At 74.3% G+C, this 14,376-nt stretch carries 6 protein-coding genes; all 6 read right to left on the minus strand.

Annotated elements, in window-relative coordinates; all coding sequences use genetic code 11:
- Positions 1-27: 27 nt before the first annotated feature.
- The 6 genes from ACZ7PG_RS01040 to ACZ7PG_RS01065 all read right to left on the minus strand — a co-directional run bounded on the left by ACZ7PG_RS01040 (position 28) and on the right by ACZ7PG_RS01065 (position 14,152).
- Positions 28-996, minus strand: coding sequence for an alpha/beta hydrolase (locus ACZ7PG_RS01040; RefSeq protein WP_470237036.1), 969 nt, complete (start codon positions 994-996; stop codon positions 28-30).
- A gap of 11 nt (positions 997-1,007) precedes the next feature.
- Complete coding sequence (locus ACZ7PG_RS01045) at positions 1,008-2,585, minus strand: acyl-CoA carboxylase subunit beta (protein WP_470237037.1); 1,578 nt, start codon at positions 2,583-2,585, stop codon at positions 1,008-1,010.
- Positions 2,585-8,950 carry a beta-ketoacyl synthase N-terminal-like domain-containing protein gene (locus tag ACZ7PG_RS01050; RefSeq protein WP_470237038.1) on the minus strand — a complete coding sequence of 2,122 codons (6,366 nt, stop codon included), beginning with the start codon at positions 8,948-8,950 and terminating at the stop codon, positions 2,585-2,587. Before ACZ7PG_RS01050 ends, ACZ7PG_RS01045 begins: the two co-directional genes overlap by 1 nt.
- Positions 8,947-10,671 (minus strand): fatty acyl-AMP ligase, encoded by a 1,725-nt coding sequence (locus ACZ7PG_RS01055; RefSeq protein ID WP_470237039.1) that lies wholly within the window; start codon positions 10,669-10,671, stop codon positions 8,947-8,949. The genes ACZ7PG_RS01050 and ACZ7PG_RS01055 overlap by 4 nt, the downstream gene beginning before the upstream one ends.
- A 92-nt stretch (positions 10,672-10,763) precedes the next feature.
- Positions 10,764-12,161 (minus strand): MFS transporter, encoded by a 1,398-nt coding sequence (locus ACZ7PG_RS01060; RefSeq protein WP_470237040.1) that lies wholly within the window; start codon positions 12,159-12,161, stop codon positions 10,764-10,766.
- The gene (locus ACZ7PG_RS01065; RefSeq protein WP_470237041.1) at positions 12,158-14,152 is read right to left on the minus strand and encodes an MMPL family transporter; all 1,995 of its coding nucleotides are present in this window, start codon (positions 14,150-14,152) and stop codon (positions 12,158-12,160) included. Before ACZ7PG_RS01065 ends, ACZ7PG_RS01060 begins: the two co-directional genes overlap by 4 nt.
- Between the last annotated feature and the right edge of the window lie 224 nt (positions 14,153-14,376).

Raw genomic sequence — 14,376 nt, forward strand, 5'->3', positions numbered from 1 at the left:
CAACCTCCATCGGGGAAGGGGGAACGCTCAGGCCGGGAGGCCCAGCGCGCCGGCCAGGACCGGCCACGAGTTGTGCAGGGCCCGCTGCCAGTACGGCCAGCTGTGCGTGCCCGGGCCGTAGTAGTCGACGGTCGCCGGGATGCCGGCCTGCTGCAGCTTGTCGGTGAAGCTCCGGGACGAGATCAGCGCCGACGGTTCCAGCACGTCGGACTGCCCGGGCGGGTCGAGCGGCCCGGTCTGCCCGTTGCCGCAGGAGATGTAGAGCGCCGTGCCGCGCAGGTCCTGGACGTGGTCGTACGGGTTGTGCGAGGACCAGATCGGCTGCATCCCGAACGAGTCGCCCCAGAGGTTGAGGTAGTTGAAGATCCCGGCGCGGGCCAGGATGCCGATGATCCAGACCGGGATCCCGGGGTAGAGCGTGTTCGGCACGCCGCTGTAGGACGCGGCCGCGGCGAACATCCCCTTGTGCTGGAAGGCGTACGCGAGCGCGCCGTAGCCGCCGATCGACAGCCCGGCGATCGCCCGTCGCGTGCCGCCGTGGTAGCCGCGTTCGACGATCTGGCGCACTTCCGCGGTGTGGAACGTGTCCCAGTCGGGCTTGCTCGACAGCCCGAAGTTCCACCACTTCGTGTACATCCCGGCCGGCCCGTCCGTCGGCATCACGACGAGCGCGTCCTTGGCCGCGGTGAACGCTTTCACGTCGGTGAACTGGTCCCACGACTTGTAGTCGACGGGCTCGCAGCAGCCGTGCAGCAGGAACAGCACCGGCCACGTCCGCGTGGGCTGCGCGGCCCAGCCGGTCGGCACGATCAGCCGGACCATCCCGGTGGTGCCGAGTGCCGGCGAGTCGATCTTCAGGTCCACGGTCCGGGCGTCGAGCCAGGTCTCCTGGACGACCTTCGCGCCGTCGTCGGCCACGGCGGGGCTCGCCTGGGCGGCGGTGACGCCACTGGCGAGCAGGACCACGACGGCCAGCATCAGCAGGGTGGCTCTCATCGAAGTCTCCTTCACAGGGGGATGTTTCCGTGTTTCCTGGCCGGCAGGGTCTGCCGTTTGGTCCGCAGCGTGCGCAGGGCGCGCGCGACCTGCAGCCGGGTCTGCGACGGCGTCACGACCTGGTCGACGTAGCCGCGCTCGGCGGCCAGGTACGGGCCGGTGTGGCGCTTGCGGTACTCCTCGGTGAGCCGTCTTCGCGCCGCGGCCCGGCGTTCCGGCGGGAGCTCCGCCAGCTCGCGCCGGTAGAGCACCTGCACCGCACCCTCCGCGCCCATCACCGCGATCTCCGCGGTCGGCCAGGCCAGGGACACGTCGGCGCCGAGGTGCTTGGAGCCCATCACCGCGTAGCCACCGCCGTAGGCCTTGCGGACGACCACCGTCACCTTCGGCACGGTGGCTTCGGAGTAGGCGTAGATCAGCTTGGCGCCGCGGCGGATGATGCCGCCGCGTTCCTGGTCGCTGCCCGGCAGGTAGCCGGGGACGTCGGCCAGGGTGAGCAGCGGGATCGAGAAGGCGTCGCAGAAGCGCACGAACCGGGCGGCCTTCTCAGACGCGTCGATGTCGAGGACGCCGGCCTGGTGCCGCGGCTGGTTGGCCACGATGCCGACCGTGCGGCCCTGGACGCGGCCGAACGCGCAGATCATGTTGGCCGCGAAGGCGCTGTGCACCTCGGTGTACTCGCCGTCGTCGACCAGCGCGGCGATCAGCTCGGCCATGTCGTAGGTCTGGTTCGGCGAGTCGGGCACCAGCCGGTCGAGCTCGAGATCGGCCGGGGTGACGACGGGGCTGGTGTCGTCGGCGTACTCCGGGGTGGGGTCGAGGTTGTTGGCGGGCAGGTACGCGAGCAGCGTCTGCACCCACTCGATGGCGTCCTGTTCGTCGGCGGCCCGGTGGTGGGCGTTGCCGGCGACCTCGCTCTGCACGGCCGCGCCGCCCAGTTCCTGCGCGGTGACCCGCTCGCCCGTGACGGCGTGCACGACGTCCGGCCCGGTGACGAACATGTGCGAGGTCTCGTCGACCATCACGGTGAAGTCGGTGATGGCCGGCGCGTAGACGGCCCCGCCGGCGCACGGGCCCATGATCATCGAGATCTGCGGGATGACCCCGGACGCGTGCGCGTTGCGCCGGCCCAGCTCGGCGTAGTAGGCCAGCGAGACGACGCCTTCCTGGATGCGCGCGCCGCCGGAGTCGTTGATCCCGACGACCGGGCAGCCCAGCGCCATGGCCAGGTCCATCACCTTGAGGACCTTCTCGCCGGAGACCTCGCCCATGCTGCCGCCGAAGACGGTGAAGTCCTGCGAGAAGACGCAGATCTGCCGCCCGTCGACCGTCCCGTGCCCGGTGACGACGCCGTCGCCGTAGGGCCGGTTGGCGTCCATCCCGAACTCGCCGCACCGGTGCCGCGCGAACTGGTCGAGCTCCACGAAGGAGCCGGGGTCGAGCAGCAGCGCGATCCGCTCCCGGGCGGTGAGCTTGCCCTTGGCGTGCTGCCGGTCGACGGCCCGCTTCTCGGCGATCCGGACGGCTTCGTCCTGGCGCGCCTCGAGATCGGCGATCCGGAACGCCGTCGTCGGCGTGAGCTCGTCCATCACCGCACCCCCACTCCGAGCCGGGCGGCCAGTGCCGCGCCGAGCGCCGCCACGTGCGGCGGGTCGATCATCGAGACGTGGTCGCCCGGGACCCGGGCCACCTCCAGCTCGGGGCAGAACTCGTCCCAGCCCAGGGTGTCGTCCGTGCGCAGGTAGCGCGGGTCCAAAGTGGTCGTCAACGGGTGCGGGTCCTGGGCGCGCAGCAACAACACCCGCCCGTCGTACCGTTCCGGCGTGTACCTTTCGGCCACGCGAGCGTCCACATAGGACTCGTACTGGTGGCGCAGGACGCCGGCGCCGAGGTCCGGGACCTTCTCGGTCAGCCGGTCGAGGACCCAGCGGATCTGGGCGTCCTCGTCGAGCCGGGCCAGGTCCTCGCGCGGGATCGCGAACGGGACGCCGTAGGTCCGCGACACGTGCTCGGCGAACCGGTCGAAGCGGTCCAGCAGCAGGTCCGCCGGCTTGCCCGCCGCCGGCAGCGGCAGGATCGTGTCGATCAGGAACACGAGGTCGACCGGGCCGTCCAGCCGCCGGGCTGTCTCGTACGCCAGGCAGCCGCCGAACGACCAGCCACCCAGCCGGTACGGGCCCTGCGGCTGGATCTCCCGGATCAGCTCGACGTAGCACGTGGCCTTGGCCTCGACCGTGTCCTCGTCGTCGATCCGCTCGAGCCCGTACACCGGGTGTCCCTCCGGCAGCAGCCGGACCAGCTCGCGGTACACGCTCGTCGGGCCGCCGGCCGGGTGGAACAGGAACACCGGCTCACCGACGCCGTCGCGCAGCAGCCGCACCGGGCCGCCGCCGTGTCCTTCCAGCTCCGCGCGCAGCAGGTCGGCCATCGCCGCGACCGTCGGCGTCGCGAACAGCCGGTCCACCGCGGGCACCGCGCCCAGCTGCTCCGCGAACACCGCCCGCAGCCGCCGCGCGCGTTCGGGATCGCCGCCGACGGCGAAGAAGTCGTCGTGCACACCCGGTTCCGGGCCGCCCAGCTCGGCTCGCCAGTGGCGGGCGACCCACCGCTCGGCGGGGTCACGCGGCCCGGCGGTGACCGGTTCGGCCTTCGCCGGTCCGAAGCCGGCCTGCTCGGCGAGGTGGCCGGCCAGCTCGGCCAGGCTGGCGCCGCGCAGGAGCAACGGGATCGGCAGCGGCAGGCCGAAGTCGCGTTCCACCGCACCCCGGGCGCGCATCGCCGACAGCGAGTCGAGGCCGAGCCGGGTGAGCGGCACGTCCCGTTCGACTTCGGCGTAGCCCAGCAGCCCCGCGACGAGCCCGGCCAGGTGGTCGGCGATCGCCTTTCTCGCTTTGTCGGCCGGTCCGGCTCGCAGCGCTGCCATACCGTCCCAAGTGGACGGTCCGGTCCGCGGCGCGAACAGCCCGAAGAACGGCCGGTCCGCCAGGCGCGGGAACAGCTCCAGCACCGTTTCGGCGTTGACGCGGGCGACGCCGGTCGCCGCCCGGTCGCGCGCGAGGACGACGTCCAGCGCCGACAGCGCTTCCTCGGTGCCGAGCGGCTCGAGCACCGGGTTGCGCGACCCGGCCGCGGCGCCGACCTCACCCCAGGCGCCCCACCCGATCGTCGCGGCCGGGAGGCCCTGGGCCCGGCGCCACGCGACCAGGCCGTCGGCCCACGCGTTCGCCGTGGCGTACGCGGCCTGTCCGGGCGAGCCGAACAGCGCGGCCGCCGACGAATACACCAGCCACCAGTCGAGATCGTGCCCGGCGGTCGCCTCGTGCAGCCGCCACGCACCCAGCGCCTTCGGCCGCCAGACCGCGTCGAGCGCACCCGGGTCCAGGCTGATCGCGGCACCGTCGGCCAGGACGCCGGCGGCGTGCAGCACCCCGCGCAGCGGCACCCCGCCGTCGACGGCCGCCGCGACCAGTGCCTCGGCCGTGCCGGGCGCGGCGAGGTCGCCGGCCACGACGCGGACGTCGATCCCCAGGTCCGGCGCGGGAGCGGCGCGGCGGCTGTTCAGCACCACCCGCGTCGCGCCGCGCTCGGCCAGCCACCTCGCCGCGACCAGGCCGAGGCCGCCGAGCCCGCCGGTGATGACGTAGGCGCCGTCGCGGACCGGCTCGCGCACCGCGTCACCGGGCTCGGGACGGCCCAGCCGCCGCACGTGCCGGACGCCTTCACGCCAGGCGACCTCGTCGTCCGGCCCGTCCGCGCGGACCTCCTCGCGCAGCTGGCCGGCCCACAGCCGGGCCGGGTCCGGGCCGGCGTCGAAGTCGACCACGCTCACCCGGAGTTCGGGGTGTTCGAAGGCGAGCACGCGGACGAGCCCGCGCAGCGCGGCCAGGTCGGGGTCGCCGCGTTCGCCGGGTTCGACGCTCTGCGCCCCGGTGGTGACCAGCCACAACCTGGGCGGCGCGGGCAGTTCGGCCAGTTCGGCGACGACCTCGGACAGCGTCGCGACCAGTCGTGCGGCCCGCCCGGGATCCGGGGTGGCCTCGCCGCCGAGCAGGACGACGACCGCGGTCGCGTCGCCGTCGCTCAGCTGCTTCGCGAAGGCGGCCCGGTCGCCGAGCCGGGCGGTGACGAGGGCGTCGTCCTCTTCGGACAGCACGATCCAGCGGCCGTCCCGTTCCCCGGCGGGCAGGTCGGCGGGCTGCCAGGCCGCCTCGTACAGCAGGCGGTCCAGGGCCGCGTCGCGGAACCGGCGGCAGTAGACGTCGCGGAACTCCACCAGGACGGCGTCGTCGGCGTCGACGAGCTGGACGCTGCCGAGCAGGCCGTCGCCGGAGGGGTCCTTCGACGTGAGGACGGCGTCCACGCGGACGCCGTCACGGGGTTCGCCGGCGAGCACCACCTCGCCGATCGTGAGCGGGAGGTAGAGGGCGTCCGCGTCCCCGACGGCGGCGGCGAGCGCGTGCAGGCAGGCATCGGCGAGGGCGGGGTGCAGCAGGTAGGCGGGATGATCGGCGTCGGGCAGAGCGATCGACGCCGACGCCTTACCCGCGGAGGCGGTGACGCGGCGCAGGCCGCGGAAGGCCGGACCGTAGTCCTGGCCCAGCTCGCTCAGGACGCGGTACAGGTCCAGGGGCTCGCCGCCGACCTCGCCGAACGGTGCCGACGGCGTGCCGCCCGTGTCGATCCGGGCCGTGGCGTGCCGGACCCACTCACCTTGCGCGGACTTCGCGTGGACGCTGAACTCGGTGCCGGTGACACTGGACGTGACCTCGGTGTGCTCGTCGAGCGCCAGGACTTCCCGCAGTTCGAGGTCGCGGATCCGCCCGGTGCGCGCGGCGGCGAGCGCCAGTTCGAGGAAGCCGGTGGCGGGGAACACCGGCGTCCCGCGCACGGTGTGGTCGGCGAGCCACGGAAGCGGCTCGACGCCGACGTCGCCGCGCCACAGGTGGCCGCCGGGGTGCTCGATGTGGACCCCGAGCAGCGGGTGGCCGCCCGGGGCCGGGGTGCGGCGCTTCGGCCAGAACCGCCGGTGCCGCCAGACCGGGCCCGGTAGGTCGACCGGCGCCGTCCGCGGCCGGGCGACCAGCGCGCCGGCGCGGCCGCGGACGTGCAGCCGGGCGAGGCTGGTGAGGAACGCGGTCCGTTCGTCGATCCGGCGGCTCGCGGAGGGCAGGCCCGGTTCACCGGTGGTCTGCTCGACGGCGGCGAGGGCGACCGGGTGCGGGGACACTTCGACGAACACGGTGTGCCCGTCCCCGGCCGCGGCGGCGAGGGCCTGGCTGAACCGCACCGGACGGCGCAGGTTCGCCGCCCAGTACTCGACGTCGAACGCGGGAGTCTCGTTCGGATCGTCGAGAACTGTGGTGTAGCAACGGATTTGCGGACTCTTCGGCCGAACTTCCAGCTCGGCGCGGAACCGGTCGAGCACGGCGTCGACGGCGGCGGAGTGCCCGGCCCCGCCGACCGGGAGCCGCCGGGCGAGCCTGCCGAGGCTTTCGGCGTGCTCGACGAGAGCGTCGACCTGGTCGGCGGCCCCGCTGACGGTGCACTGGCTGGGCGACGCGTACACGGCGACGGTGACTTCGGGGAACTTCGCCAGTTCGGCAGGCGTCAGTTCGACGACCGCCATGGCGCCGTCACCACTTTGGTCGAGTTCGGCGAGCAGCCGGGCCCGGGTGCTCATGACGCGCAGGCCATCGGCGACGTCCAGCGCCCCGGCGACGACGGCCGCGGCGACCTCGCCCATGGAGTGGCCGAGGACCGCGACGGGCGTGACACCGTGAGCGCGCCAGAGCCCGGCCAGGGCGAGCTGCATGCCGAAGAGGGCGAGCTGGGTGGTGGCTAGGTCGTCGGGTTCGCGTTCGAGGAGGTCTTGGAGGGAGGCGCCGGTTTCGGCGTGGAAAGCGGGATCGAGCGCCTCGACCTCGGCGCGGAAGGCGGGTTCGGAGCGCAGGAACCGGCGGCCCATGCCGGGCCATTGGGAGCCGTAGCCGGAGAAGACGAAGACCACTCCCGGGTCCGCCGTCGACGCGACCTGCCCGCCGCTCCCGCTCCCCGCACCGGCGACGCCCCGCCCGGCAGCCGGGCCGCGCGCCACCCCACGACCGGCGGCCGGGCCACGCGCCACCCCACGATCGCCGGCAGGCGGCTCACCGATCCCGCCGATTCCGCCGACCGCAGGCCCGCGAGGGTCGCCTGTGATGCCGCGGCCCGCGGCCAGCTCCCGCAACCCCGCCACCACCTCGTCGCGGCTCTCCCCCACCGCCGCGCCGCGGACCGGTAGGTGCTCGCGCCCGTGGGCCAGCGTCGAGGCCACCGCTCCCAGCGGTACCTCCGACGTCTCGGCCCAGTCCGCCAGCTCGCCCGCCCGCGCCCGCAGCGCCTCCGCCGACCGGGCCGACAGCGCGAACACCGACGGGCCCTCGATCCCCGGCGCCTTCACCGGGAACGACGCCGCCGGCCACTCCTCGAGCACCACGTGGGCGTTCGTCCCGCCGAAGCCGAACGCCGACACCCCGGCCCGCGCCGTCCCCGAGTAGCGCGGCCACTCCACGCCCGACGTCACCACCCGCAGCCCGGTGAAGTCGATGTGCGGGTTCGGCTCCCGGAAGTGCAGGCTCGGCGGCAGCCGCCGGTGGGTCATCGCCAGCACCACTTTCAGCAGCCCCGCGATGCCGGCCGCCCCTTCGAGGTGGCCCAGGTTGCTCTTCACCGACCCCAGGAGCAGCGGACGATCACCCTCGCGCCCGAGCACCGTCGCCAGTGCGCCGGCCTCCAGCGGATCCCCCAGCGGTGTGCCCGTCCCGTGCGCCTCGACGTAGTCCACACCGGACGGATCGACCCCCGAAGACGCGTAAGCCGAGCGCAACAGGTCGGCCTGCGCCAGCGGATTGGGGGCCGTCATGCCGTTGGACCGGCCGTCGGAGTTGACCGCGCTGCCGCGCAGCACCGCCAGCACCCGGTCGCCCGCGCGGCGGGCCGCCCGCAGCGGCTTCAGCACGACCACCCCGCACCCCTCGCCGCGCGCGATGCCGTCCGCGCCCGCGTCGAACGGCTTGCAGTGCCCGTCCGCGGCCAGCACCCCGGCGCGGTGGAAGCCCGCGGTGATGCCGGGCGAGAGCAGGACGTTCACCCCGGCGGCCAGCGCGAGCTCGCTCTCGCCGCGGCGCAGGCTCTGCATCGCCTGGTGCACCGCGACCAGCGACGACGAACACGCCGTGTCGAGCGTCAGGCTCGGCCCGCGCAGGTCGAGCAGGTACGACAGCCGGTTGGCGGCGATGCTCGCCGCCGCGCCCGTGCCCGACCAGACGTCGACCCCGCCGACGTCGGTCATCGTCAGAGAGCCGTATTCGGTCGCCGACAGCCCGACGAACACGCCGGTCCGGCTGCCGCGCAGCCCGGACGGCGGGATCCCGGCGTGCTCCAGCGCCGCCCACGCCACCTCCAGGAGGATCCGCTGCTGCGGGTCCATCGCTTCGGCCTCGCGCGGGGTGATGCCGAAGAACTCCGCGTCGAACCCGGCGACGTCGTCGAGGAACCCGCCCCGCAATGGCAGTCCCGCGAGATCCGCGGCCGGCGCGAACGTCTCCCAGCGCCCTTCGGGGACGTCGCCGATGCCGTCGCCCCCGGCGTCGAGGAAGCGCCAGAACGCCTCCGGCGAGTCGATGCCGCCGGGCAGCCGGCAGCCGAGGCCGACGATCGCGATCGGCTCCTCGACAGCGCTCTCGAGCGGCAAGACGACCGAAGTGTCCCCTGTGGACAGATAGGAGGACAACGCAGTGACCGTCGGGTACTGCCAGACAAGAGTCGCGTCCAGGGGACGGCCCACGAACTGCCCGAGATCGGCCGCCAGCGCCGTCGCGTCCCGAGAGGACAGTCCCGTCTCGTTCAGCGGCCGGTCGGGGTCCACCGGGCCGAGCCGGGCGAGGAGCCAGGCGCGCACCGCGTCCGTCGTCATGCGAGCCGCCGCGCGGCCAGCGAACCGTCCAGGTAGGACACCCGGCAGTGCGCCCGGCTGATCTTGCCGCTGGACGTCCGGGGCACCTCCCCGGGTGCCAGTACCACGACGTCGTGCAGGCGCAGGCCGTGCCCGGCCGACACGGCCGCCCGCAGCGCGGCCGTCACCTCGGTGACGTCGGCCTCCGAGTTTTTGGCCCGTTCCAGCGCGACGACCGCGGCTTCCCCGTCGCCGGTGGCGATCGCGAAGACCGCCGCCGAGTGCGGCCGGACGCCCGGATGGTCTTCCACGGTCTGCTCGATGTCCTGCGGGTAGTGGTTGCGGCCGTCGACGACGACCAGGTCCTTCAGCCGGCCGGTGACGTACAGCTCGCCGTCGAAGACGACGCCGAGGTCCCCGGTCGCCAGCCAGCCGTCGCCGGTGTCCGGGTCGAGCGGAGGCAGGCCGAAGGTGGCGGTCGAGTCGCGGCCCCAGTAGCCGCGGCCGACGTTGGGGCCGCTGACCCGGATCTCGCCGACCTCGCCGACGTCGAGGGGTTCGCCGGTGCCGGGGTCGGCGATCCGCACCCGTTGCCCGGCCGGGCGGCCGCACGAAACGAGGGTCGACCCGGACGCGGCCGGCTCCGCGAACCCGGCGGCGAGCCGGTCCCGGTCGAACGTGACCTGGCGAGCCGGTTTTCCGGCGTCCGAAACGGAAACGAGCACGGTGGCCTCGGCCAGCCCGTAGGACGACCGGTGGACCTCCGGCCGCAGCCCGCACTCGGCGAAGGCGTCCTGGAACTTCGCGATCGTGGCCGGCAGCACCGGCTCGCTGCCGTTGATCAGCGAGACGACCCGGCTCAGTTCCAGGTAGCTCTTCTCGGCTTCGGAAACGCGGGAAGCGCAGTAGGCGTAAGCGAAGTTGGGCGCCGCGCTGATCGCGCCGGGACTGGCCGAGAGCGCGCGCAGCCACCGGGACGGCCGCTCGAGGAACGCCAGCGGGTCCATCAGCACCGACGCCATGCCACCGACCATCGGCGCGCCGATGCCGAGGATCAGGCCCATGTCGTGGAAGAGCGGAAGCCAGCTGACCGCCGAGGTGGCGCGGCTCTCGACGCCGTACGCGGTGCACGCCTGGCGGGCGTTGGCGAGGACGTTCCGGTGGGTCAGCACGACCCCGGCGGGCGAGCGGGTGGAGCCCGACGTGTACTGCAGGTACGCGATGGCCTCGGGATCCGGCGCGGGCCATTCCCGCGGACCGGCCGGGGTCAGCGTGTCGACGGCGATCACGGCGGGCGGGGAGTTCGCGAGGAAATCGCGCACCGCGCCGAGGTCTTCGGTCGTGGTGAGCACGACCCGCGGGGCGCAGTCGGCGAGCGTCGCGGTCAGCCGGCCCGCGTGCCCGGGCAGGCCGGGGGCGAACAGCGGCACGGCGACCAGCCCCGCCCGGATCGCGCCGAGGAACGCGACGACGTACTCGGCGGACTGCCCGGCGAGCACCGCCACCCGGTCTCCCGGGACCGCGATCCCGCTCAACCGCGCGGCGACGGCGCTGACGCGGTCGTCGAGCTCGCGCCAGGTGAGCGTGACCGCCCGGGCGTCCGCGCTGCCGCGATGGTCGAGGTGGGTCAGGGCGACCTCGTCGCCGAGCACCCGCGCCCACCGGCCCAGCAGGGTCGCCAGTGAGGCGCGGTCGGCGGCGGTTTCCCCGGTGACGGGAACCGGCTGGGAAATGGTTTCCATGGCTCCTCGCAGATAGCGTTTGCCGGCGCAGTGAATAGCTGCTCCCGGTCGGTTGTCAATCAAGGGAATTCCGATGCTCACCGGCACACGGATTACGGCACCGCGCGTTTGTCACGCGGCGACGAGGTCACGGCGGACGGGCTCCGCACCACGCGCACCGCCAGCAGCGCGCCGGTGAGCGTCAGCCCGGCCGCGGCGAGGAGACCGGCGGTGTAGCCCGCGGCCAACGCCGGCCCCGGCGTCGCGCCCGCGTCGAGCCGCACCGCCCGGACCATCGTCAGCACCGCGCCGATCAGCGCGACACCGAGCGCGCTCGACAGCTCGCGGGACGCCGTGAGCAGCCCGGACGCCAGGCCGGACCGCCGTTCCGCCACGACTTCCAGCGCGTGCGACGTCAACGGCGTCGTGAACGCCGAACCGGCCCCGATCAGCACCAGCCCGGGCACCCGCGGGACGATCGCCGGGACGTGGTTCACGACGGCGAGGGCGAGCAGTCCGCCGGCGACCACCGCGAGCCCGGCCGCGACCGTCCGGTGTGGACCGAACCGCGCCACCGCCCACGGGACCAGCGGCGTCGCGGCCACCACCGCGACCGCGACCAGCGCCAGCGGCAACCCCGCCACGACCGGGTCGAGGCCGAGGAACTCCTGGTGCAGCAACGGGGTGAAGAAGACGATGCCCGAGATCCCGAGGCCCCACAGCACCTGCACGGCGAGCGAGCCCGCGAACACCCGGTTGCCGGTCAGGTCTGCCGGCACCAGCCGGTCGCACGCGCGACGTTCCCGGAGCACGAACGCCACGCCGAGCGCGGTGCCCGCGACGAGCAGGACGATCCCGGTCCGCGCGTCCTCGCCCAGTTCGACGAGCGCCGCGGTGAGCAGGACCAGGCCCGCCGTCACGATGGCCATCGCCCCGGCGGCCAGGCGCGGCCCCGGTGGTTCGCGGCCGGCCGGCACCGTCCCCGGCAGCAGGGCGAGCATCGCCGCCACGAACGGCAGGTTGACGAAGAAGATCCAGGCCCAGCCGAGGTATTCGCTCAGCAGCCCGCCGAGCGCCGGACCCAGCGCGAGCGCGGCGGCCAGGCACGCGGTCCACACGGCGGCGGCGAGCGTCCGGCCCCGCGCGTCGAGGTTCGACCGCAGCAGGCTCAGCAGGCCGGGCACCAGGAACGCGGCGGCCGCGCCCTGCAGCACGCGGGCGGCGACGAGCAGCCCGACCGAGCCGGCCAGCCCACCGGCGGCCGCGCCGATCCCGAACGCGAGCAGCCCGGCCAGCAGTGCCGGGCGACGGCCCCAGCGGTCGATCAGCGTGCCCGCCACCAGGAGCAGGCCGGCGAACGGGAGCATGTAGCCGAGGGCGACCCATGACAGCGTCCCGAGGTCCAGCCCGAGGTCGCGGGCGATCGAGGGCGCGCCGGCCGCGACGATGGTGTTGTCGAGGGTCGTGACGAACGCGCCGAGCGCGATCAGCACCAGGGTCCGCCGGGTCATCGCGCGCTCCCGGCCAGCTCGCGGGCGGCCGGGACGCGCGAGCGCCGCGGGAACCACCAGTTGGCTTCGCCGAGCCACGCCATCACCGCCGGGACCAGCACGCACCGGACGACGACCGCGTCGAGGAGCACCGCGGCGGTCAGCCCCACCCCCGCTTCGCGCACGACGCGGGCGTCCACGAAGGCGAACGCCACGAACACCAGCGCCATGATCAGCGCGGCCGCGGTGATGGTCCGGCCGGTCGCCGCGACGCCGTCGACGACCGCGGCCCGCGTGTCACCGCGGCGGCGCCACGCCTCCTGGACGCGCGCGATGAGGAAGACCTCGTAGTCCATCGACAGGCCGAACAGCCCGGCGAAGAGGAACACCGGCAGGTACGGCTCGATCGGTCCGCTGAAGGCGAACACGACCACGCCCGTCGTCGCGGCCGCGGTCAGCAGGTTCATCACCGCCGCCGTCAGCGGGATCGCGACGCTGCGGAACACCCAGGCGAGCAGCAGCACCGAGATGCCGACGACGCTGAAGAGGAACAGCGGGAGCCGCGCGGTGATGGCCGCGGAGAAGTCGGCCCGGGCCGCGACGAGCCCGCCGACGTGCGTGTCCGGCCCGGCGATCGTCGTGGCCATCGCCCGGGTCCAGGCCAGCAGCTCGCCGGTGGCCGGGTCGCCGGGCGCGGTGCGCGGGGTGACCGTGAGCAGCCGGCCGCCACCGGGGAGCGTCGCGGGCGGGCCGACGTCGGCGTGGGCGAGCAGTGCCTCGCGCAGCGTGCCCAGTGCCGCGTCGCCCGTGCCCACCACCAGCAGCGGAGCGTCGGCGCCCGGGCCGAAGCCGTCGTGCGAGAGCTCGGCGGCGGTCCGCGTGATGCTGCCGGGCGGGTCGAGGGCGGCGTCGGGGACGCCGAGGCGCAGGCCGGTCATCGGTAGTGCGAGCACGGCCACGACCAGCAGCGCGGCGAGCGTGTACGGGCCCGGCCGGCCGGTCACCGACCGCGCGAGCCGGGCCCAGCGGCGGCCGCTTCCCTCCGCCGGGATCCGCATCCGCGCGGCGACCGGCCGCAGCAACGCGGGCAGCAGGGTGAGCGCCGCCAAGGCGGTGAGCAGCACGGAAACCGCCGCGGCGACGGCGATCCCGTCGAGGAACGGCAGGCCGACGGTCAGCATCCCGGCCAGCGAGACGCAGACGGTGATCCCGGCGAAGACCACGCTGCGGCCCGACGTCGCCGCCGCGACGGCCAGCGCCCGCGCGGGTTCCGCGCCTTCGCGGCGGCCCTGCCGGAAGCGGGTGAGCACGAACAGCGCGTAGTCGACGCCGACCCCGAGGCCCAGCAGCGCGGCGATCTCCGTGCTGATCTTCGGGACGGTCATGACGTGCGACAGCAGCGTGACCACGGCCAGCGCGCAGCCGGCGGACACCGACGCGGTGAGGACCGGGAGGAGGACGCACGCCGCCGAACGGAACGTCACCAGCAGCACGAGGGCCGCGGCGAGCAGGCCGAACGCGGCGTTGCCCAGGTCCGGCGCGGCCGCCGTCATCGCGGCGAGCTCCCCCGACGCCCCGGCGGTGAGGTCGCCGGCGTCCCGGACGACGTCGGCGAAGGCGTCCGCCGGGCCCTGGCCGAGGTCCGCGGCGGACGCGTCGAACCGGACGGGCAGGACCGCCGTCCGCCGGTCGTCCGACACCTCGCCCGGTAGCGGGCCGACGGCCACGACGTGCGGTAACGCCGCCAGCCGGGCGGCGAAGGCGTCGAGCCGGGCGCGGCCGGTGCCGGTGTCGACGGGGCCGTCCGGCACGCGGACGACGACGCGTTCCCCGGTGCCGGCGCTGTGCAGCAGCCGGGCGGCGGCGGTGCTGTCCGCGGCCGGCAGGTCGACCGTGTCGCGGAAGTCCGCGCCGATCTGCACGACGGCCGCGACGAGCCCCGCCAGCGCGGTCAGCCACACCGCGACCACCACGCCGGACCAGCGGAAAGACCACGAAACGACGGCCGTCATCCCGCTCTCCTTCCGCAACCGATTGTTGATCACGCTAACAACGGAATGGTCCGCGAAGATACGGGCCGGGAACACAAATCCCATTTCGGAAACCCTTGCGGCCGTGAGTGTTCTCCCCGCTTGTCGACCGTGTGACAAAGACGTGTGCGACCCTTGGTCCCGGCATGACAGAACCGGGTCCGGACGCAGGCCCGGCAGTTGCCAATCTCGTTTTCGTGTGCGTT

Source organism: Amycolatopsis sp. NPDC114504 (assembly GCF_055633595.1).